Source organism: Pelomonas sp. BJYL3 (assembly GCF_027257975.1).
In the GTDB taxonomy this organism is placed as follows: Bacteria; Pseudomonadota; Gammaproteobacteria; order Burkholderiales; family Burkholderiaceae_C; genus Roseateles_B; species Roseateles_B flavus.
The window spans coordinates 1029048-1050205 of record NZ_JANZKX010000001.1 but is presented as its reverse complement, the minus strand read 5'-3'; the positions used below and the strand labels follow the sequence as shown (position 1 = coordinate 1050205).

15 protein-coding genes are annotated in these 21158 nt (G+C 69.8%); 10 read left to right on the top strand and 5 right to left on the bottom strand.

Annotated features, from left to right (window positions below):
- Nucleotides 1–119 precede the first annotated feature (119 nt).
- A complete protein-coding gene (locus tag O9Y01_RS04665) occupies nucleotides 120–1616 on the top strand; it encodes a sigma-54 interaction domain-containing protein (RefSeq protein WP_269630309.1) in 1497 nt (498 codons plus the stop codon).
- 6 nt (nucleotides 1617–1622) lie between these two features.
- On the opposite strand, the gene O9Y01_RS04660 is transcribed toward O9Y01_RS04665, so the two are convergent.
- Complete coding sequence (locus O9Y01_RS04660) at nucleotides 1623–2165, bottom strand: GNAT family N-acetyltransferase (protein WP_269630308.1); 543 nt, start codon at nucleotides 2163–2165, stop codon at nucleotides 1623–1625.
- A gap of 50 nt (nucleotides 2166–2215) precedes the next feature.
- Entirely contained in the window at nucleotides 2216–3370 is a 1155-nt protein-coding gene (locus O9Y01_RS04655) for a serine hydrolase domain-containing protein (RefSeq protein ID WP_269630307.1), read from the bottom strand.
- A 320-nt stretch (nucleotides 3371–3690) separates the two neighbouring features.
- Between O9Y01_RS04655 and O9Y01_RS04650 the strand changes: the two genes are divergently transcribed.
- The 6 genes from O9Y01_RS04650 (at nucleotide 3691) to O9Y01_RS04625 (ending at nucleotide 9839) form a co-directional block, all read left to right on the top strand.
- A complete protein-coding gene (locus tag O9Y01_RS04650) occupies nucleotides 3691–4887 on the top strand; it encodes a substrate-binding domain-containing protein (protein ID WP_269630306.1) in 1197 nt (398 codons plus the stop codon).
- Between the two features lie 308 nt (nucleotides 4888–5195).
- The gene (locus O9Y01_RS04645) at nucleotides 5196–5975 is read left to right on the top strand and encodes an ABC transporter ATP-binding protein (protein WP_269630305.1); all 780 of its coding nucleotides are present in this window, start codon (nucleotides 5196–5198) and stop codon (nucleotides 5973–5975) included.
- Entirely contained in the window at nucleotides 5972–6718 is a 747-nt protein-coding gene (locus O9Y01_RS04640; RefSeq protein WP_269630304.1) for an ABC transporter ATP-binding protein, read from the top strand. Before O9Y01_RS04645 ends, O9Y01_RS04640 begins: the two co-directional genes overlap by 4 nt.
- A gap of 106 nt (nucleotides 6719–6824) precedes the next feature.
- Nucleotides 6825–7760 (top strand): branched-chain amino acid ABC transporter permease, encoded by a 936-nt coding sequence (locus tag O9Y01_RS04635; RefSeq protein ID WP_442952716.1) that lies wholly within the window; start codon nucleotides 6825–6827, stop codon nucleotides 7758–7760.
- A gap of 124 nt (nucleotides 7761–7884) precedes the next feature.
- Entirely contained in the window at nucleotides 7885–8988 is a 1104-nt protein-coding gene (locus tag O9Y01_RS04630; RefSeq protein ID WP_269630303.1) for a branched-chain amino acid ABC transporter permease, read from the top strand.
- Nucleotides 8985–9839 carry an alpha/beta fold hydrolase gene (locus tag O9Y01_RS04625; RefSeq protein ID WP_269630302.1) on the top strand — a complete coding sequence of 285 codons (855 nt, stop codon included), beginning with the start codon at nucleotides 8985–8987 and terminating at the stop codon, nucleotides 9837–9839. Before O9Y01_RS04630 ends, O9Y01_RS04625 begins: the two co-directional genes overlap by 4 nt.
- Nucleotides 9840–9842: 3 nt before the next feature.
- Here O9Y01_RS04625 and O9Y01_RS04620 read toward each other — a convergent pair whose 3' ends face one another.
- Together O9Y01_RS04620 and O9Y01_RS04615 are read right to left on the bottom strand one after the other, a co-directional pair.
- Nucleotides 9843–10496, bottom strand: a complete 654-nt coding sequence (locus O9Y01_RS04620) for a hypothetical protein (protein ID WP_269630301.1) — start codon at nucleotides 10494–10496, stop codon at nucleotides 9843–9845.
- A 66-nt stretch (nucleotides 10497–10562) separates the two neighbouring features.
- A complete protein-coding gene (locus tag O9Y01_RS04615; RefSeq protein ID WP_269630300.1) occupies nucleotides 10563–11006 on the bottom strand; it encodes a response regulator in 444 nt (147 codons plus the stop codon).
- Between the two features lie 412 nt (nucleotides 11007–11418).
- On the opposite strand from O9Y01_RS04615, the gene uvrA reads away from it, so the two are divergent.
- Together uvrA and O9Y01_RS04605 are read left to right on the top strand one after the other, a co-directional pair.
- On the top strand, nucleotides 11419–17061 hold the full coding sequence (gene uvrA, locus O9Y01_RS04610; protein ID WP_269630299.1) for an excinuclease ABC subunit UvrA: 5643 nt from the start codon (nucleotides 11419–11421) through the stop codon (nucleotides 17059–17061).
- Nucleotides 17054–17881: an SIR2 family NAD-dependent protein deacylase gene (locus O9Y01_RS04605; protein WP_269630298.1), complete on the top strand. Its 828-nt coding sequence runs from the start codon at nucleotides 17054–17056 to the stop codon at nucleotides 17879–17881. The genes uvrA and O9Y01_RS04605 overlap by 8 nt, the downstream gene beginning before the upstream one ends.
- Nucleotides 17882–17893: 12 nt before the next feature.
- Here the strand turns inward: O9Y01_RS04605 and O9Y01_RS04600 are convergent, their stop codons facing one another.
- A complete protein-coding gene (locus tag O9Y01_RS04600) occupies nucleotides 17894–18196 on the bottom strand; it encodes a hypothetical protein (protein WP_269630297.1) in 303 nt (100 codons plus the stop codon).
- Nucleotides 18197–18454: 258 nt separating this feature from the next.
- Between O9Y01_RS04600 and O9Y01_RS04595 the strand changes: the two genes are divergently transcribed.
- The gene (locus O9Y01_RS04595) at nucleotides 18455–21154 is read left to right on the top strand and encodes a S9 family peptidase (RefSeq protein WP_269630296.1); all 2700 of its coding nucleotides are present in this window, start codon (nucleotides 18455–18457) and stop codon (nucleotides 21152–21154) included.
- Nucleotides 21155–21158: the final 4 nt, after the last annotated feature.

The following is a 21158-nucleotide window of genomic DNA, read 5'->3' as shown; positions in this document are numbered from 1 at the left end:
CACCCGCCTTGCCCTGGCGCAGCGGCCGGCCGGGTAAACCCCGTGCCCGCCGGCGCCGTCAAGCGCCGGCCCGGGCGCTACAGTCCCCCGCTGGTCCCGTTGCAGCAGTACCGCACCCGATGAACCTGCCCCTTCTGCCCCAAGACGCCGATGGCGTGCTGCGCCTCGCCGCGCAGTCCATGTTCGAGGTCTTCGCCCAGGCGGTGGAGGGCATGATGGTGGTGGACCGCCAGCACCGCATCGTCTGGATCTCCGACGGCTACAAGCGCTTCCTGCCCGCCCTGGGCTTTGGCGACGAGACCGAGTTCGTGGGCCGCCGCGTCGAGGAGGTGGTGCCCAACACCCTGATGGCCCAGGTGGTGGACCAGGGCCAGCCCATGCTGGTGGACCTGCTGACCAACAAGGCCGGCACCTTTCTGGTCAGCCGCCTGCCCCTGCGTGACGATTCCGGCGCGGTGATCGGCGCGGTGGGCATGGTCCTGCTGGACCATCCCGAGACCACCATGCAGCCGCTGATCGCCAAGTTCAGCCGCCTGCAGCAGGAGCTGGACGAGACCCGCCGCCAGCTGGCCGCCGAGCAGGTGCGCAACCGCCGGCCCAAGTACAGCATCGCCAGCTTCGTGGGCAGCAGCGGGCCTGCGCTGGAGATCAAGCGCCAGGCGCGCCGCGCGGCCCTGTCCGACGCCACCGTGCTGCTGCTGGGCGAGACCGGCACCGGCAAGGAGCTGCTGGCCCATGCCATCCACACGGCCTCGCCGCGCGCGGCCAAGCCGCTGGTGAGCCTCAACATCGCCGCCGTGCCCGAGACCCTGCTGGAGGCCGAGTTCTTCGGCGTGGCGCCGGGCGCCTACACCGGCGCCGACCGCAAGGGCCGCGAGGGCAAGTTCAAGCTGGCGGACGGCGGCACGCTGTTCCTGGACGAGATCGGCGACATGCCCCTGCCGCTGCAGAGCAAGCTGCTGCGCGTGCTGCAGGAGCAGGAACTGGAGCCGCTGGGCAGCAATACCGTGATCCGTGTCGACGTGCGCGTGATCGCCGCCACCAGCCGCGACCTGCCGGCCATGGTGGCGCGCGGCGAGTTCCGCGCCGACCTCTTCTACCGCCTCAATGTGCTGCCCCTGCGCGTGCCGCCCCTGCGCGAGCGCCTGGACGACATCGAGGCCCTCGCCGAGGCCCTGCTGGAGGACATCGTCCGCCGCGCCGGCATGGCCTCGCGCAGCCTGGCGCCCGACGCCCTGGAGCTGCTGATGCGCCAGGACTGGCCCGGCAACATCCGCGAGCTGCGCAATGTGCTGGAGCAGGCCTGCCTCATGGGGGACGAGATGCTGCTGCAGTCCGCGCAGCTGGCGCCCTATCTGAAGCATGCCGCCGGCGCCGCGGCACGCAGCGTGGCCGCCGCTCCCGGCGATCGTCCCGGTGCCGCGTTGCTGGCCGAGCCCAGTCCGGACGACCCGCGCCTGCTGCGCCCCCTCTCCGAACAGATCGCCGAACTGGAGCGAGCCGCCCTGCGCGCGGCCCTGCGCGCGACCGGCGGCAACAAGCTCGCCGCGGCCAAGCTGCTGCGCATGTCCCGCGCCTCGCTGTACGACAAGCTGCCGTTGCTCGGGGACGCCTGATGGGGCTCAGCGCGCGAGCCGTGCGGCAGCCCGCACCGCCCACTCCGCGCGGCTGATCTCGTAGCGGCGCACGTCCATGTCATAGGCGCGACTCAGGCCCACGTCGCGCATGCCGAGCCGCTCCATCACGCGCCAGGAGTTCTCGTTGTCGGGATGGCAGACCGAGACCAGCAGCTCGATGGGCTGGGTGCGGAAGGCGAAGTCGCCCATGGCCTGCGCGGCCTCGCTGGCCAGGCCGCGGCCCCAGCGGTCCTGACGCAGCCGCCAGCCGATCTCCAGGGGCTCGCCCACGATGCGGCCCAGGTGCTGGATGCAGCCGGCGCCGATGATCTCCCCGCTGTCCAGCTCGATGAAGCTCCACCACGAGAAGCCGTGCGCCGCCCAGCGGGCCTGCACGCGCTCGATGACGGCGTCGGTCTCCTCCTGCGTCTCGGGGCGGCCGCTGAGGTAGCGCATCACCACCGGGTCGCTGTTCAGGCGGTTCAGGCCCAGGCGATGGGCGGGGACCATGGGTTCCAGGCGCAGTCGGGGGGTGTGGAGGAGGCTCATGGGGCGACTCTAGTGAAGCCGGGCGGCGCGGCCAAGGGTCATGGGGCGGCTCACGCGCGAGCCTTCCACACCATGTCCCGGAGCGCGCGGCCCAGGTCCTCGGGTTTGAAGTCGCCCAGGTTGCCCAGCAGGATGAGGGCCCGGCCCTGCTCGGGGAAGCGCTCGAAGCGCACCGAGAAGCCCTCGCTCTGGCCCTCGTGCCAGACCTGCAGCCGGCCGGCCGGGTCGCGCTGGAAGTTCCAGCCCAGGCCGTAGGCATGACCCTGCTCGGTGGGCACGCCCTGGGCCCAGAGCTTCTCGAACACGGCCCGGTAAGGCTTGTAGGGGCCCCAGCCCTGCAGCGCGCGCTCCCACTGGATCATGTCCCGCAGGCTCATCTCGAAGCCGCCGCAGCCGGCCGCCATCCAGCTGCGCACGCCGGGCGGCTGCTCGGCACCGATGTCGACGATGCCACCGGGGCGGCGCTGGTGGGGGGCGGCCATGTCCGCGAAGCCGGGGGTGGGCGCCATCAGCCGTGCGCTCGTCATGCCCAGCGGTTCGAAGAGCCGCTGCGCCAGCACCTGCTCATAGGGGCGGCCCGCCAGGCGGCCGAGGGCGCTGGCCAGCAGGTTGTAGCCGATGTTGCTGTAGTGGCAGCGCTGCCCGGGCGGGCTCAGCAGGGGCTGGCGCCGGACGATGGGCAGCCACTCCTGCTCGCCATAGTTGCGTGGGAAGAGGGCCTGCACCTCGGGGTCGCTGAAGTCGACGTTCTTGGGCAGGCCGGCTGTGTGCTGCATCAGCTGCTGCAGCGTGATGGCCTGCCAGGACGCGGGCAGGTCCTCGATGAGATCGGCCAGGCGCTGCTCCAGGCGCAGCTGCCCCTCCTCCACCATCAGCTGTGCGGCGCAGCACAGCAGGGGCTTGGAGAGGGAGCAGATGTCGAAGCGCAGGTCTTCGGTGACGGGGCGCTGGTGCCCCACGTCGCCCCAGCCCAGGCCGCGGGCGTAGAGGGGTTCGCCGTCCTGCAGCAGAGCCAGCGCCAGGCCGGGCATCTGCTGGTCCTTCAGCCACTGCCGGGCATAGCGGTCCATCCTGTCCAGGGATGCGGGGGTACGCGCGGGGGCCGCCTGCGCGCTGCCCAGCCCGAGCCCCAGTCCTGCGCCCAGGCCCAGTCCGGCGGCCAGCCCCTGACGCAAGACCTGACGCCTCGGCACCGTTGCATTCATCGCCACGCCTCCCGCTGGGGCCCTGCTGTCTGCGAGGCAGACAGCCAGGGTCTTGTGTTTGAAGATTGAACAGCGCTGTCCATGAATCGGTCATGGTCCAGCCTGGGTGCGCCCGGTGGGCGCGGGTCCACGGCCCATGACGCAGCCGCCGGCCCGGATGGTAGGGCGCAGGGCAGGGCCCCTGCGGGGGCTGCCGCTCGGGGTTTACGCGAGTTTGTGCGGGCTGTGGCGTCTCCGGGGCTGCGTCAGGCACGGGCCTTGCACCATGATGGCCAGGCCCGGGCGCAGACTTCGGGCAGCACCACAACAGGAGACACGACATGCCCCTCATCCACCGCCGTGCGGCGAGCCTTGCCCTGATCGGCGCCTGTGCCCTGCTGGCCCTGCCTGCGCAGGCCGCCGGCAACGAGATCCGCATCGCCCACGTCTACTCCAAGACCGGCCCGCTGGAGGCCTACGGCAAGCAGACGCAGACCGGCCTGATGATGGGCCTGGACTACGCCACCGGCGGCACCATGACCGTCAACGGGAAGAAGCTGGTGGTGATCGAGAAGGACGACCAGGGCAAGCCCGACGTGGGCAAGAGCCTGCTGGCCGCGGCCTACGGCGACGACAAGGCCGACATCGCCGTCGGCCCCTCGTCCAGCGGCGTGGCCCTGGCCCTGCTGCCCGTGGCCGAGGAGTACAAGAAGATCCTGCTGGTGGAGCCCGCGGTGGCCGACGCCATCACCGGCGAGAAGTGGAACAAGTACATCTTCCGCACCGGCCGCAACAGCTCGCAGGACGCCATCGCCAACGCGGTCGCCCTGGACAAGCCCGGCACCGTGATCGCCACCCTGGCCCAGGACTACGCCTTCGGCCGCGACGGCGTGAAGGCCTTCAAGGACGCGATCAAGAAGGCCAGGCTGGTGCACGAGGAGTACCTGCCCACCAACACGACGGACTTCACCGCCGGCGCCCAGCGCCTGATCGACAAGCTCAAGGACCAGCCCGGCCGCAAGGTGATCTTCATCATCTGGGCCGGCGGCGGCAATCCGTTCAAGATCGCCGACCTGGACCTGAAGCGCTACGGCATCGAGATCGCCACGGGCGGCAACATCCTGCCGGCCATGGTGGCCTACAAGCAGTTCCCCGGCATGGAGGGCGCCAGCTACTACTACTTCGGCATGCCCAAGAACCCGGTCAATGAATGGCTGGTGGCCAACCATTACAAGCAGTTCAAGTCGCCGCCGGACTTCTTCACTGCGGGCGGCATGACGGCGGCCATCGCCCTCGTGGAAGCCCTCAAGAAGACGGGCGGCGAGACCGGCACCAACAAGCTGATCAAGGCCATGGAAGGCATGAGCTTCGAGACGCCCAAGGGCCGCATGACTTTCAGGCCAGAAGACCATCAGGCGATGCAGTCCATGTACCACTTCCGCATCAAGGTGGACAAGGCGTTTGAGTGGGGGGTGCCGGAGCTGGTGCGGGAGATCAAGCCGGAGGAAATGAACGTCCCCCTGCGCAATAAACGCTGACTCGCTCGGCAGCTGCGCTGCGCTCGGCTGCTGCGCGAACGCTGGCCGTCGTTGCGGGTCCTCCCAAAGATCCTCACGACCCTCAAGGTCGCTCCGGTCTTGGGGCCCCCCGCGCCTAGTCCAGCGTCCGCTCGCGGCTCGGCTACTGCGCGAACGCTGGCCGTCGTTGCGGGTCCTCCCAAAGATCCTCACGACCCTCAAGGTCGCTCCGGTCTTTGGGACCCCCCCGCGCCTAGTCCAGCGTCCGCTCGCTACGCCTCGGGCTCTGGAAGCTGGGGATGGTGCACTTCGGAATTGGAGCTGTGTTTGTGCTTGAAACTCGGAATCTGACGATACGGTTCGGCGGGCATGTGGCTGTCGATCACGTCTCCTGCGCGTTCGCGCCGGGCTCGCTGACGGCCATCGTGGGGCCCAACGGGGCGGGCAAGACGACCTATTTCAACCTGATCTCGGGGCAGTTGCCGGCGAGTGAGGGTCAGGTCTTGCTTGATGGCGAGGATCTGAGCGCGCTGTCGGCGCCGCTGCGCACGCGCAAGGGGCTGGGGCGGGCCTTTCAGCTGACGCAGCTGTTCCCGCACCTGCCGGTGCTGGAGAACGTGCGGCTGGCGGTGCAGGCGCGCCAGGGCCTGGGCCTGAAGATGCTGTCGGTGTGGGTGAATCACAGGGCGCTGATCGAGGAGTCGATGGCGCTGCTGGAGCGGGTGCGGCTGGCGTCCAAATCGGGCGCCCTGGCCGCCAGCCTGCCGCATGGCGACCAGCGCAAGCTCGAGGTGGCGGTGCTGATGGCGCTGCAGCCCAAGGTCTTCATGTTCGACGAGCCCACCGCCGGGATGAGCGTGGACGAGGTGCCGGTGGTGCTGGACCTGATCCGCGAGCTCAAGCGGGAAGGGCGGCACACCATCCTGCTGGTCGAGCACAAGATGGACGTGGTGCGCGAGCTGGCGGACCGCGTCATCGTGCTGCACCAGGGCGCCCTGGTGGCGGACGGCGCGCCGGCCGAGGTCATGGCCCTGCCGGTGGTGCAGGAGGCCTACCTGGGCGTGGCCGCAGCGGTGGTGGCGGACGGTGCCGAGGAGGTCGCGGCATGAAGGCCCTGCTCGAACTGCGCGGGGTGCAGACCCACATCGGCGCGTATCACATCCTGCATGGCGTGGACCTGGTGGTGCCCGAGGGCGAGCTGACCCTGCTGCTGGGCCGCAACGGCGCCGGCAAGACCACCACGCTGCGCAGCATCATGGGCCTGTGGCAGGCGAGCAAGGGTCAGGTCTTGCTGGACGGCCAGGCCATCGGCGGCCCCGGCGCGCAGCTGGCCACGCCGGAGATCGCCCGCCGCAGCATTGCCTACGTGCCCGAGAACATGGGCATCTTCGGCGCGCTCAGCGTGGCGGAGAACCTGCTGCTGGCGGCCCGCGAGGCCCGCCGCATCGAGCAGCTGGACGGCGAGCGCCTGGACTGGCTCTTCGGCCTCTTCCCGGCGCTGAAGAAGTTCTGGCACTACCCGGCGGGCAAGCTCTCGGGCGGGCAGAAGCAGATGCTGGCCATCGCCCGTGCCCTGATCGAGCCGCGCCGCCTGCTGCTGATCGACGAGCCTTCCAAGGGGCTGGCGCCGGCCATCGTGCAGAACCTGATCGAATCCCTGCAGGCGCTCAAGCGCAGCCGCACGACGGTGCTGCTGGTGGAGCAGAACTTCCACATGGCCCGCCAGCTGGGTGACAGCGTGGCGGTGATGGACGACGGCCGCGTGGTCCACGCCGGCCGCATGGCCGACCTGGCCGCCGACGAGGCCCTGCAGCAGCGGCTGCTGGGGCTGTCGCTGGCGGCGCATCAATGAGGAGGGACGCATGAGCATCCCCATGACGACCGCGGGTGCGCCCGCGCGCGCGGCCGGCCCGCGCCTGAACGTGGACTGGCAGCCGCTGGTCCTGCTGCTGGGCCTGATGGCCCTGGCCCTGCCGCTGATGGGCAGCGCCTCCAGCTGGGCCACCCTGACCCTGGCTGGCCTGGCCATGGGCCTGATCATCTTCATCATCGCCTCGGGCCTGACCCTGGTCTTCGGCCTGATGGACGTGCTGAACTTCGGCCACGGCGTGTTCATCGCCCTGGGCGCCTTCATGGCCACCACGGTGATGGGCGGCATGAGCGCCTGGACGGGCGAGGGCAGCAGTCTGGCCGCCAACCTCGTGGCCGTGGGCCTGGCCAGCCTGGCCGGCATGGCGGTGGCCGGCGCGGCGGGCCTGGTCTTCGAGCGCGTGCTGGTGCGGCCGGTCTACGGCATGCATCTCAAGCAGATCCTGATCACCATGGGCGGCATGATCATCGGCGAGGAATGCATCAAGCTGCTGTGGGGCGCGCAGCTGGTGCCGCTGCCGGTGCCGGAGGGTCTGCGCGGTTCGCTGCTGCTGGGTGACGTCGCCATCGAGAAGTTCCGGCTGCTGGCCGTGGTGCTGGGCCTGGCGGTGTTCGCGGGCCTGCTGTGGGTGCTCAACCGGACCAAGCTCGGGCTGCTGATCCGCGCCGGCGTGCAGGACCGCGAGATGGTGGAGAGCCTGGGCTACCGCATCCGCCGGCTCTTCGTGGCCGTCTTCGTCGCGGGTTCGGCGCTGGCTGGTCTGGGCGGGGTGATGTGGGGGCTTTACCAGCAGGGTGTCACGCCGCAGATCGGGGCGCAGGTCAACACGCTGATCTTCATCGTCATCATCATCGGCGGCCTGGGCTCGACCCTGGGCTGCTTCGTCGGCGCGCTGGCCGTGGGGCTGATGGCCAACTACTGCGGCTTCCTGTTCCCCAAGGCGGCGCTGTTCTCCAGCATCGGGCTCATGGTGGCGGTGCTGATGTGGCGGCCTCAGGGGCTCTATCCGGTGGGGGCACGATGACCCACCCCCTGCGCGCTTCGCGCGCCCCCTCAAGGGGGCGAGCCCGATGGCCCGGCAAAGCCGGATCCACGGACTCCGCATGGTTGCGTTGGCGCCGTGCAGATGATCGACTCGGAGTACAGGCATGAGCCTCATTCACGCCCTGCTTTCCCATGACCTGCCGCGCAGCCGCCTGCTGGCCGCGCTGCTGGTGGCCTGCGTGCTGGGCCTGCTGCTGACGCCCTTTCTCTTTCCCGGCATCAAGGCGCTGAACGTGGCGGCCAAGATCCTCGTGTTCATCGTGCTGGTGGCCAGCTACGACCTGCTGCTGGGCTACACGGGCATCGTCAGCTTCGCTCATACGCTGTTCTTCGGCATCGGGGCCTATGGCGTGGCCATCGCCAGCAACCAGATGGGGCCGGGCTGGCCGGCGCTGGCTGCGGGCGTGGGCGCGGCCCTGGGCCTGAGCCTGCTCTTGTCCCTGCTGGTCGGGCTGTTCTCGCTGCGGGTCAAGGCGCTGTTCTTCGCGATGATCACCATGGCCGTGGCCTCGGCCTTCCTGGGCCTGGCCTCGCAGCTGTCCGAGTTCACCGGCGGCGAGGACGGCCTCAGCTTCCAGGTGCCCGAGCTGCTGCAGCCAGGCACGGAGTTCCTGGAAGAGCCCTTCCTCGGGGCCAGCATCGACGGGCGCTTCGCGGCCTACTACCTGCTGTGCGCCTGCACCCTCGCGCTGACCCTGCTGCTGCTGCGCATCGTCAACTCGCCCTTCGGCCGCGTGCTGCAGGCCATCCGCGAGAACGACTTCCGGGCCGAGGCCATCGGCTACCGGACCGTGGTCTACCGTGTCTGGGCCAATGTGCTGGCGGCGCTGTTCGCGACCCTGGCCGGCGCCATGCTGGCCGTCTGGCTGCGCTACAACGGGCCGGACACCTCGCTCTCCCTGGAGCTGATGCTGGACGTGCTGCTGATCTGCGTGATCGGCGGCATGGGCAGCGTCTACGGCGCGGTCGTGGGCAGCGTGCTCTTCATGGGCGCGCAAGCCTATCTGCAGGACCTGATGCGCCTGGGCGCCACGGCGGTGGAGGGCGTGCCCGTGCTGGCGCAGCTGGTCTCGCCGGACCGCTGGCTGCTGTGGCTGGGCCTGCTTTTCGTGCTGGCGGTCTATCACTTCCCGGCCGGCATCGTCGGCGGCCTGCGGCTGCGGGCCGCGCGCCGCGCGCTGGCGGCCCTGAGCAAGGAGCAGGCATGAGCGTCACCTCCCCGGGATTCACCTCCCACTACCTGCGCTGCGCCGGCCGCGAGATCCACTACACCGACTGGGGGCCGGCCGGTGCGCCCGTGGTGATTGCCTGGCACGGCCTGGCCCGCACGGGGCGGGACATGGACGCGCTGGCCGCCTTCCTCAGCGACGGCTACCGCGTGATCTGCCCGGACACCCTGGGCCGCGGCCTCTCGCAATGGAGCCCCGACCCGGACCGCGAGTACTGCCTCGAGTTCTACGTGCAGCTGGCCACCGAACTCGTGGATCAGCTGCAGCTGACGCGCTTCCACTGGGTGGGCACCTCCATGGGCGGCGCCATCGGCACGCTGGCCGCGGCGACCACGCTGCGCGGCCGCATCGAGCGACTGGTGCTGAACGACAACGGTCCCTCGCTGGCTGCGCCGGCCATCGCGCGCATCCGCGCCTATGCCGGCAACCCGCAGGCCTTCGACACCGTCACCGAGCTGGAGCAGTACTTCCGCCAGGTCTACAAGCCCTATGGCTGGCTGAGCGACGCGCAGTGGCGCCTGTTGACCGAGACCTCCCTGCGGCGCCTGCCCGACGGCCGCGTGACGCCGCACTACGACCCGGCCATGGTGCGCCAGTTCGTCACCCGGCCCGATGACTACGAGCGCTGGACCGAGTGGGACAGCCTCAGCCTGCCCGTGCTGTGCCTGCGCGGCGAGGACTCCGACCTCCTGCTGGTCGAGACCGCCGAAGCCATGCGGGTGCGCGGGCCCTGCGCGGCGGTGGCCACCATTGCGGGCTGCGGCCATGCCCCGGCGCTGAATGTGCCGGCGCAGCTGGAGCTGGTGCGTCGCTTCCTCGAAGGGAACTGAGGCTCAGCCGCCGTTGACGCTCACATGGCCCTGGCGCTCGCAGCGCTGCACGGCCTTCGGGAGGTCCGGGCCGAAGTCGGTCTCCCAGCATTCATCGAAGACGGAGCAATAGCAGGCGGCGAGGCTCAGCTTGGTGCGGTCCCGGTCCACCGTCTCGAACAGCGTCTTGACGGCTTCGTCGTGGACGTCCTCGGCGCGCCAGCTGAAGATCATCTGGCGCTTGCCGGCCATCAGCACGTCGCCGGCCAGGGAGCCGCTGCGCGTGTGCAGCAGGGCGCTCTTGTCGACCTCCAACCGGTGCTCACGCGCCACCACGACGGGCAGGGCATGGCTGCTCTGGAGCGGCTTGCCGTCGTAGCGCATTTCCAGCCAGACCACGCGCGCCGGGCCGGTGCCGGCGTTCTCCACGGCGAGCTGGATCTCCGACTTGTCGCTCGCATTGATGTTGGCGGCATAGAACTGCAGGATGGGGGTGGACCCCGCCTTCACCAGGCGCGCGTTCTGCTCGACCAGGGCCTGCATGGTGGCGCTGGTCTTGAGCGCCGACACCAGCGCGGCGCCCGCGCTCAGCAGCATGCTCAGGGCCACGGCCACGTGGAACCAGCGCGGCGCCTTGTCCTCGCCCGCGGGCTTGCTCAGCTTGGGAATCTCGATCATGGCCTCTCCTTGGCCGCGCATTATGGCGAGCCCAGGGGCAGGCGCAGGGGAATCGCGACGAAGCGCTTACTGCGCGGGCAGGCGGCCCAGCCAGTGGTCCAGACGGCCGCGAAGGGCGGTGAAGTCCAGGGGCTTGGTGAGGTGCTCGTCCATGCCGGCGGCCAGGCTGGCCTTCACGTCACTCTCCAGGGCATGGGCGGTCAGGGCGAGGATGGGGAAATGCGGCAGCTCGGCGCGTGCCTGCAGCTCGCGCAGGCGGCGGGCGCATTCCAGGCCGTCCATGCCGGGCATCTGGATGTCCATCAGCACCAGGTCGGGGGCGGCCTGCATGCAGGCGTCGACGGCCTCCAGGCCGTTGCTGGCCAGGCGGCTGCGCAGGCCCATGAGGGACAGGAACTCCAGGGCCACGACCTGGTTGATGGGGTTGTCCTCGACCAGCAGCACTTGCGCCCTTGCGGCTGCCGCCCCGATGGCGCCCATGGAAATACTGTTCGTGCCCGTTGTCATCATGAACTGCCCACCTGCTGTTGGCCAAGATCCATTCGCCTCGCGCTGTGCCTGGCGGAGCCCCTGGCCCTGGAGCCGGACTTCCGTGTGCCGCCCAACGCGTCGGCACCTCCCTGAGGGGGCAGGATGGACATCCCCGCACCAGCAGGTGAACAAGCCACGGGTTAACCCGCATTCTTGATTTGCGGCTCGTTCGGGGCGTGATGTTGCACCCGGATTCGCGGCGGCGCAATGCCCGCCGCTTTCATTTACGTTCCTGAACAGGCCGATACGGGGCCAGGTCTTGATACACCGCAATCCATTGCTCCCGGAAGGGGGAGCCGGATGCGCCATCAGGGCCTTCGCCGTCTGCTGACAGATTCATGTCATCGCGCTCCCTAGAATGACCGCCTCCTTCAGTCAGAGACCCGCCACGATGTCCGACGGTCATATCAAGATTCGCGGTGCCCGCCAGCACAACCTCAAGAACCTCGATCTGGACATCGCCACGCACGAGCTGACGGTGGTGACGGGCCCCAGCGGTTCGGGCAAGTCCAGCCTGGTCTTCGACACCCTCTATGCCGAGGGCCAGCGGCGTTACGTGGAAACGTTCTCAGCTTATGCGCGCCAGTTCCTGGACCGCATGGACCGGCCGGCGGTGGACAAGGTCGAGGGTGTGCCGCCCGCCATCGCCATCGACCAGACCAACCCGGTGCGCACCTCGCGCTCCACGGTCGGCACGATGACGGAGCTGAATGACCACCTGAAGCTCCTGTTCGCACGCGCGGCACAGCTCTATGACCGCCAGACCGCGCAGCCGGTGCGCCATGACACGGCCCAGACCATCTTCGCGGAGCTCAAGGCCCGCACGCTGGCCGATGATCCCCGCCTGGTGCTGACCTTCCCGGTCGAGCTGCCGGCCAACACCAGCGCCGAGCAGGTGCAGCAGTGGCTGGCCGCCAGCGGCTTCACGCGCGTGCAGGCGGAGCGCGAGCTCGGGGATCGCAAGGTGCTCGATGTGGTCGCGGACCGCTTCCGCATGCAGGGCGTCGACACCCAGCGCGCCATGGAGGCCATCGAGCTGGCCTTGAAGCGCGGCAGCGGCCGTCTCAATGTCTATGCGGGTGGCAGCGAGGAGCAGGCGCCGGAGATCTGGCGCTACTCCACCGGCCTGCACTGCCCGGACAGCGACCTGCGCTACCAGGACCCGCAGCCCGCGCTGTTCTCCTTCAACTCGGCCATGGGCGCCTGCGAGACCTGCCGGGGCTTCGGCCGCGTGATCGGCGTGGACCTGGGCCTGGTCATCCCCGATGACAAGAAGACCCTGCGCGCCGGCGCCATCAAGCCCCTGCAGACGCCGGCCTGGGCCGAGTGCCAGGACGACCTCATGCGTCATGCGGGCGATGCCGGCATCCCGCGCGACACCGCCTGGAGCCAGCTCACACCCGCGCAGAAGGACTGGGTCATCAACGGCTCGCCCAACTGGAAGGGCAAGTGGAACCAGCAGTGGTACGGCGTGCACCGCTTCTTCGAGTACCTGGAGAGCAAGGCCTACAAGATGCACATCCGCGTGCTCTTGTCCAAGTACCGCAGCTACACCGAATGCCCGGACTGCCGCGGCGCGCGCCTCAAGACCGAGGCCCTGCTGTGGCGCGTGGGCTCGGCCGCGCTGGCGGATGCCGCCCTGCCGCGCGAGCAGCGCTTCCTGCCCAGCGGCACGGCCTGGAGCCGCGCGCAGCTGGAGTCCCTGCCCGGCCTGCACCTGCATGACCTGATGCAGCTGCCCATGCACCGCCTGCGCCGCTTCATGGACGAGCTGCAGCTGCCTTCCACGATGCTGGACGAGGCCCTGAAGCTGCTGCTGGAGGAGATCCGCAACCGCCTCAAGTACCTCTGCGACGTGGGCCTGGGCTACCTCACCCTGGACCGCCAGAGCCGCACGCTCTCCGGCGGCGAGGTGCAGCGCATCAACCTCACCACGGCCCTGGGCACCTCCCTGGTCAACACGCTGTTCGTGCTGGACGAGCCCAGCATCGGCCTGCACCCGCGGGACATGAACCGCATCGTGCAGGCCATGCACCGCCTGCGCGACGCGGGCAACACGCTGGTGGTGGTCGAGCACGACCCCGCCGTGATGCTGGCCGCCGACCGCCTCATCGACATGGGCCCGGGCCCCGGCGAGAAGGGCGGCAGCATCGTCTTCGACGGCACGCCCGAGGCCATCCGCTCGGCCGACACGCTCACCGGCGCCTACCTGGGCGCGCGCAAGCAGGTGGGCATGGGGCTCAAGCGCCTGGTCGATGCTTCGACGCCGCGGCTCATCCTCGAGGGCGCGCGCGAGCACAACCTGAAGAACGTCAGCGTGGAGTTCCCGCTGCAGCGCATGGTGGTGGTCACCGGCGTCTCGGGCTCGGGCAAGAGCACGCTGATGCAGGACGTGCTCTACCCCGCGCTGGCCCGCCACTTCGGCCAGGCCACCGAGGCGCCGGGCGCGCATGACCGCCTGCTGGGCGCGGACTGGCTGGCTGACGCGGTCTTCGTGGACCAGTCCCCCATCGGCAAGACGGCGCGCTCCAACCCGGCCAGCTATGTGGGCGCCTTCGACGAGATCCGCAAGCTCTTCGCCGCCACGCCCATGGCCCAGGAGCGCAGCTACGGTCCGGGCATGTTCAGCTTCAACGCGGGCGACGGCCGCTGCCCCACCTGCGGCGGCTCGGGCTTCGAGCACGTCGAGATGCAGTTCCTCTCCGACGTCTACCTGCGCTGCCCGGACTGCGACGGCCGCCGCTTCCGTGCCGAGATCCTCGACGTGAAGATCATTCGTGATGAGCGCGAGCTGTCGGTTTCCGAGGTGCTGGAGCTCACGGTCAGCGAGGCCGTGCACCAGTTCCGCTACGACCGCGAGGTGCTGCTCAAGCTGCAGCCCATCCTCGACGTGGGCCTGGAATACGTGCGCCTGGGCCAGCCCGTGCCCACGCTGTCCGGCGGCGAGGCCCAGCGCCTGAAGCTGGCCGGCTTCCTGGCCGAGGCAGCCACCAGCGCCAGCAAGAGCCGCCAGGCGGTCGCGAAGAAGGGCACGCTCTTCCTCTTCGACGAGCCCACCACCGGCCTGCACTTCGACGACATCGCCAAGCTCATGCGCGCCCTGCGCAAGCTGCTGAGCGCCGGGCATTCGCTGATCCTGATCGAGCACAACCTCGACGTCATCCGCGCGGCCGACTGGCTGATCGACCTGGGCCCCGAGGGCGGCGAGGACGGCGGCCTGCTCGTCTGCCAGGGCACGCCCGAGGAGGTGCGCGAGCACCCGACGTCGCACACCGCCGAGGCCCTGCGCGAGTACGCGCTGCACATGGACCGCCCGGCCATGAAGGTGGAGGAGGGCCGCCCGCTGCAGAGCGTGGTGCGTGCCCGGCGTGCACAGGCCGAGGAGGCCATCCGCATCGTCAACGCGCGCGAGCACAACCTGAAGTCGGTCGACGTGGCCATCCCGCGTGGCAAGTTCAATGTGATCACCGGCGTCTCGGGCTCGGGCAAGTCCACCCTGGCCTTCGACATCCTCTTCAACGAGGGCCAGCGCCGCTACCTCGAATCGCTCAATGCCTATGCGCGCTCCATCGTGCAGCCGGCAGGGCGGCCGGAGGTGGACGCGGTGTGGGGCATCCCGCCCACGGTGGCCATCGAGCAGCGCCTCTCGCGCGGCGGCCGCAAGAGCACGGTGGCCACCACCACCGAGGTCTGGCACTTCCTGCGCCTGCTCTACGTGAAGCTGGGCGTGCAGCACTGCCGCCATGACGGCACGCCGGTGAAGCCGCAGAGCGTGGAGTCCATCCTCGCGCAGCTGATGCGGGACTACCGCGGCCAGCACATCGGCCTGCTGGCGCCCCTGGTGATGAACCGCAAGGGCCTCTACACCGACCTCGCCAAATGGGCCAAGGGCCGCGGCCACAGCCATCTGCGCGTGGACGGCGAGTTCCTGCCCGTGGCGCCCTGGCCCAAGCTGGACCGCTTCAAGGAGCACACGCTGGAGCTGCCGGTGGGTGATCTCGTCGTTTCGCCGGAGAAGGAAGGCGCGCTGCGCGAGCTGCTGCTCAAGGCGCTGGATCACGGCAAGGGCGTGCTGCATGTGCTGAGCCCGCTGGACGGGCTGGAGGCCGCGTTGAAGAGCGGCAGCTCCACGGCCGGCCTGGGCGCGGTGCGCGTGTTCTCCACCAAGCGCGCCTGCCCCACCTGCGGCGAGAGCTATCCCGAGCTCGACCCGCGCCTGTTCAGCTACAACTCCAAGCACGGCTGGTGCAGCAGCTGCGTGGGCACGGGCCTGGCGCTGAGCAAGGAGCAGCGCAAGCTGCTGGACGACTCCCAGCAGGACAAGGACAACCGCGGCCGCGAGCAGAGCTTCAACGCCGAGGTGGAGGTCGAGGGCCTGGCCGACGAGGCCTGCCCCGACTGCCACGGCGCCCGCCTGAACCCCACCGCGCGGGCCGTCACCTTCGAGGGCGAGGGCATTGCGGCGGTCGCCAGCTGGAGCGTCAGCCAGGCGCGCGAATGGGTGTCAGGTCTTGCCCTGAGCGGGCGTGATGCCGAGATCGCCCGCGACGTGGTCAGCGAGATCCGCGGCCGCCTGGAGTTCCTGGAGCAGGTGGGCCTGGGCTACCTCACGCTGGAGCGCGCGGCGCCCACGCTGTCCGGCGGCGAGGCGCAGCGCATCCGGCTGGCGGCCCAGCTGGGCAGCCATCTGCAGGGCGTCTGCTATGTGCTGGACGAGCCCACCATCGGCCTGCACCCGCGGGACAACCAGATCCTGCTCGACGCCCTGGCCACGCTGGGCGACAAGGGCAACACCCTGGTCGTGGTCGAGCATGACGAGGACACCATCCGCCGCGCCGACCACATCATCGACATCGGCCCGGGCGCCGGCAAGCGCGGTGGCCGCGTGATCGCCCAGGGCACGGCGGCCGAGCTGGCGCAGCATGCGGATTCGCTGACGGGCCGCTTCCTGGCTCATCCCCTGCGCCACCCGCTGCAGGAGCGTCGCCCCTGGACGGGCGAGGGCCCCAAGCTGGTGGTGCAGGGCGCGACCCTGCACAATCTGCAGGGCGTGACGGTGGACGTGCCGCTGCAGCGCCTGGTCGCAGTGACGGGGGTCTCGGGCTCGGGCAAGTCCACGCTGGCGCGCGACGTGCTGCTGGCCAATATGGCCATGGCTGTGCCGCTGCGCAAGTCGCCCTCGCGCTGGATCGGCTGCGAGTCGGTCACGGGGCACGAGCAGGTGGACCGCGTGCTGGAGGTCGACCAGACCCCCATCGGCAAGACCCCGCGCTCCTGCCCGGCCACCTATATCGGCTTCTGGGACGCCATCCGCAAGCTCTTCGCCGAGACCCTGGAGTCCAAGGCGCGCGGCTATGCTGCCGGCCGCTTCAGCTTCAACACCGGCGAGGGCCGCTGCCCCGGCTGCGAGGGGCAGGGCATGAAGACCATCGAGATGAGCTTCCTGCCGGATGTGAAGGTGCTGTGCGACCAATGCCACGGCCAGCGCTTCAACCCGGAGACCCTGGGCGTGAGCTGGCGCGGCAAGAGCATCGGCGACGTGCTGGCCATGGAGGTGGACGAGGCTGTGGAGTTCTTCGCGGCCATGCCCTCCATCGCCCATCCGCTGAAGCTGCTGCAGGACGTGGGCCTGGGCTATCTCACGCTGGGTCAGCCCAGCCCCACGTTGTCGGGCGGCGAGGCGCAGCGCATCAAGCTGGTCAGCGAGCTGGTCAAGGTGCGGGACGACGTCACGCGGCGCGGCCAGAAGGCGCCGCACACGCTGTACGTGCTGGACGAGCCCACCGTGGGCCTGCACATGGCCGACGTCGAAAAGCTGATCCGCGTGCTGCACCGTCTGGTGGCGGGCGGGCATTCGGTGGTGGTGATCGAGCACGACCTCGACGTGATCGCCGAGGCCGACTGGATCCTGGACCTGGGCCCCGAGGGCGGCACGGGCGGCGGCCGCGTCGTGGTGGCGGGCACGCCCGAAGCGGTGGTGGCCTCCGGCAGCCACACGGGCCGCGCGCTGGCGCCGGTGCTCCAGCGTGCTTGAGCCTGCGCTGCTGCAGCACGCGGCCGAGCTGGTCGAGCAGGCCGACCTGATCGTCGTCGCCGCCGGCGCCGGCATGGGCGTGGACTCCGGCCTGCCGGACTTCCGCGGACGCGAGGGCTTCTGGCAGGCCTACCCGGCCCTGGCGCGCAGCGGCATCGATTTCTACGAAGCCGCCAACCCGGCGCGCTTCAGCGAAGCGCCGCGCCAGGCCTGGGGCTTTTATGGCCATCGCCTGGCGCTGTACCGGCGCACGGTCCCGCACGAGGGCTTCGCCCTGCTGCAGCGCTGGATGGCGCGGACCGATCTGGGCGGCGTGGTCTACACCAGCAATGTGGACGGGCAGTTCCAGCAGGCGGGTGTCGACGAGGCGCAGGTCTGGGAATGCCACGGCTCGCTGCGCCACCTGCAGTGCAGCCGGCCGTGCGGGGATTCGGTCTGGTCGGCGGACGACTTCCTGCCCGATGTCGACGAGGAGCGCTGCGAGCTGCGCAACACCTGGCCCCTGTGCCCGCACTGTGGCGCGCTGGCCCGGCCCAATGTGCTGATGTTCGGCGACGAGGCCTGGGTGGACACCCGCGAGCGCGCGCAGGCCCATCGCGTGGCCCCGCAGCTGGCGGCGGCGCGCCGGCCGCTGGTGATCGAGCTGGGCGCCGGTACGGCGGTGCCCTCGGTACGGATGTTCAGCCAGCATGTGCTGCAGCGGCTGAAAGGACGGCTGCTGCGCATCAACCCCCGCGAGTGGCAGGTGCCCGGCCGGCTGGATGTCGGCCTGGCCTGCGGCGCGCTGGAGGGCCTGCAGGCCGTGGACCGCCTGCTGTGACGCCGGCCGCCTTCAGTGCGGCTTGTTCGGCTTCTCGAATTTCTTGGGCCGGTAGACGTTGCCTTCCCAGAGGCCATCGTCATTGGCGGCCCGCTTCGCGCGCTGGATGGCGCCCAGGGCTTCCTCGCGGGCCAGGCGGCGGCGTTCGCGGGTGTTGAAGCGCCACAGGAAGTAGCGCTGCAGCCAGCGCCAGCTGGCGCGGGGCCAGCGTTCCAGGGCCTGTCGCTGGCGGGCGCCGAGCATCATGTGCGCGGCCATCCACAGCACGCAGAGCAGTCCGAACGCAGCGATGATCTTCTGGAGCGTGACAGCCACGATGGGCCCCCGGTTGCCTCGCGCAAGGCTTGACCCTGGCGCATCGGTGCTTCGATGGTAGCGCAGCCCCTGTCATCATGGCTTCGAACAAAACCCGTATTTCTGCGCATTCCCGGCGTTTACCGCCCTGTTGCTCCGCACTTGGGGGGCTCGATTCCGTCGTCCAGCGCATCAGCCCTGCCGGGGCTGATCCAAGCCCGGTCCCGCTCCCTAGAATCCCGCCGCCTCCAGAGCCCGGAGGCGTTGAGGAGATCCCCTTTGAAAGCCTGGAAACCCGCCTCGGTCGCCTGCGCCATTGCGCTGGCCCTCAGTGCCGCCGCGACCAGCCTGCAGACGCAGGCCGCCACCGCCACCACCCCTGTGGCCGCCCCCTCCCTGAGCCTGGAAAGCCTGTTCCGCGCCCAGCCCTACCGTGGTGAATCGGCGCGCGAGCTCCAGTTCAGCCACAGTGGCCGCTACCTGGCCTATCTGTGGAACCCCTTCGGCGAGCCGGGGACCGACCTCTACATCCACGACACCCAGACCGGCAAGACCCTGCGCGTGACCTCGCCGGCCGCCATGGCCGCCTTCGAGGCGCCGGAAGACCTGGCCCGCTTCGCCCGCAAGGCCCAGCAGCGCCAGACCGAGTGGAACGAGCGCCAGCAGCGCGAGGAACTGCAGCAGGCCTATCTGCGCGGCGAGAACGTGGACCTGGGCCAGTTCGAGGCCCGCGCCCTGGAGCAGCTGAAGAAGGAGCTGGCCGAGAAGAAGGCGAAGGACGAAGCCGAGAAGGCCGCCGACAAGGCCGAGGCCGAGGCCGAGAAGAAAGCCGCTGAGGCACTGGCCGCGAAGCGCAGCGGCAAGCCCGTGGCCGATGCGGCGACTCCGGCAGCCTCGGCGGCCAGCGCCGCCGCGAAGTCCGCCGAAAAGGACAAGGACAAGGACAAGGAACTCTGGGAGCTGCGCGACGAGCTGAAGAAGAAGGAAGCCAAGAACAAGCTAAAGCCGGGCGACCTCTACCCCGGCGTCAGCCAGGTGGTCTGGGCCAACCATCGCGAGGAGCTGGTCTTCCAGTACCGCGGCAGTCTGTTCCGCTGGCAGGCCGCGGACGGCAAGGTCCAGCCCCTGCTGGGCACGCAGCGCTCGCTGCGCATGGTGGCCTACACGCCTGACGACCAGGGCTTCATCTACCAGGACGAGACCCGCGTGCTGCGCAGCCGCTTCAACGCCGCCGGCGTGCAGGTGCTCAACCGCGAGCTGATCCATGACGATGACGCCGAGAAGAAGTACCGCATCAGCGACACCCGCCTGAGCGAGAACGGCCGCTGGATGTCCCTGCTGGCCCAGGCGCCGCTGACGGCCGCCGACGGCAAGGGCCCGGCGCCCAAGCCCGGCCGCATGGTCGAGATCATGGACTACAACACCCGCTTCGCCACGGCCAAGAAGGTCGAGCGCGAGGTCTCGGACGACAAGCGCATGGAGCAGCCGCTGGCGCTGTACATCCGCAAGGTCGCGGCCGAGGGCGCAGCGCCCACGGCCCAGCCGCAGCCGGTGTTCACCCACAAGGGCGGTGACGTCTGGTTCGAGATGAGCCCCGTGGCCTGGGCTCGCGACGGCAGTCACTACGCCTTCGTGACCTTCGAGCGCGAGAAGGAGCTGCTGCGCGTCTACCTGGGCAAGGCCGACGAGAGCGCCAAGCCCGAGATGATCCTGGAGCGCCGCGGCGATGTGCACCACGAGCTGGTCAACGTCATGGCCCCGGACTTCACGCCGGACGGCAAGACCCTGGTCCTGGTCCTGGCCGACCACGACTGGCGCCAGCCCTATGCCTACGAGCTCGCCAGCAAGCGGCTCAAGCGCCTGGTGCAGGGTGAGTTCGAGGCCCACCGCGTGCTGGGCTTCACGCCTGACAGCAAGCAGATGTTCGTGGCCAGCAACCGGGACGACCTTGCCGCCATGAACCTCTGGCGCGTGGACATGGCCACGGGCCACATGCAGGCCCTGGGCCAGTCGCCCGACTACCACCGCAATGCCGTGGTCTCCGACGACGGGCGCTGGCTGGCGGCCAACGCCGGGCACTGGTCGCAGCGCCCCGAGCTCAAGCTGATCGCGGGCCAGGGCGAGGCCCGGGCGCCCAAGGTGCTGACGCAGAGCTATGACCCGGCCTTCGACGCCGTGCACGTGCTGCGCCCCGAGCGCTTCAGCTTCAAGAACCGCCATGGCGACGTGCTCAGCGCCTACGTCTTCAAGCCCAAGGGCTGGCAGGCCAGCGACCGCCGCCCGGCCGTGGTCTATGTCTACGGGGGCCCGCTCAACGACCGCCACACCATCGAGACCGACAGCTTCCAGCCCACCGGCTACATGTTCGGCATGTACATGGCGGCCAAGCATGGCTATGTGACGGTGTCCATCGACACCCGCGGTCACTCCAACTACGGCCGCCGCTTTGCCGACGCCAACTGGGAGCAGGTCGGCCTGCCCCAGACCGAGGACCTGCTGGACCTGGTCGCCCACATGAAGGCCAACTTCGGCGTGGACGCCCAGCGCATCGGCCTCAATGGCTGGAGCTTCGGCGGCTTCCAGACGCAGTACACGATGTACACCCAGCCCGATGTGTTCGCCGCCGGCATCGCCGGTGCCGGCCCCACCGAATGGGAGAACTACAACAGCTGGTACAGCGGCCGCACCATCGGCAAGGTGGACCGCAGCAAGCCCGTGCTGCGCAAGTACTCGCTGCTGCCCATGGCCCGTGGCCTGCGCAAGCCGCTGATGCTGGTGCACGGCATGATGGATCCGAACGTGCTCTACCAGGACACGGTCAACGTCTACCGCGCATTGCTGGGCTCGGGCAAGGAGTCGCTGGTCGAGCTCTTCCTGGACCCGGACGGCGAGCACGGCATGGGCGGCGTGGTGAAGACCGCCGGCTGGCATCGCAAGTACGAGGCCTTCTGGCTGCAGCACCTGGGCCGCGCGCAGTAAGCGG

Bases quoted from the DNA above. Each gene is read 5' to 3' on its own strand.
- O9Y01_RS04665 (WP_269630309.1), top strand. From the start codon at position 120: ATGAACCTGCCCCTTCTGCCCCAAGACGCCGATGGCGTGCTGCGCCTC.
- O9Y01_RS04660 (WP_269630308.1), bottom strand. From the start codon at position 2,165: ATGAGCCTCCTCCACACCCCCCGACTGCGCCTGGAACCCATGGTCCCC.
- O9Y01_RS04655 (WP_269630307.1), bottom strand. From the start codon at position 3,370: ATGAATGCAACGGTGCCGAGGCGTCAGGTCTTGCGTCAGGGGCTGGCC.
- O9Y01_RS04650 (WP_269630306.1), top strand. From the start codon at position 3,691: ATGCCCCTCATCCACCGCCGTGCGGCGAGCCTTGCCCTGATCGGCGCC.
- O9Y01_RS04640 (WP_269630304.1), top strand. From the start codon at position 5,972: ATGAAGGCCCTGCTCGAACTGCGCGGGGTGCAGACCCACATCGGCGCG.
- O9Y01_RS04635 (WP_442952716.1), top strand. From the start codon at position 6,825: ATGGCCCTGGCCCTGCCGCTGATGGGCAGCGCCTCCAGCTGGGCCACC.
- O9Y01_RS04630 (WP_269630303.1), top strand. From the start codon at position 7,885: ATGAGCCTCATTCACGCCCTGCTTTCCCATGACCTGCCGCGCAGCCGC.
- O9Y01_RS04625 (WP_269630302.1), top strand. From the start codon at position 8,985: ATGAGCGTCACCTCCCCGGGATTCACCTCCCACTACCTGCGCTGCGCC.
- O9Y01_RS04620 (WP_269630301.1), bottom strand. From the start codon at position 10,496: ATGATCGAGATTCCCAAGCTGAGCAAGCCCGCGGGCGAGGACAAGGCG.
- O9Y01_RS04615 (WP_269630300.1), bottom strand. From the start codon at position 11,006: ATGATGACAACGGGCACGAACAGTATTTCCATGGGCGCCATCGGGGCG.
- uvrA (WP_269630299.1), top strand. From the start codon at position 11,419: ATGTCCGACGGTCATATCAAGATTCGCGGTGCCCGCCAGCACAACCTC.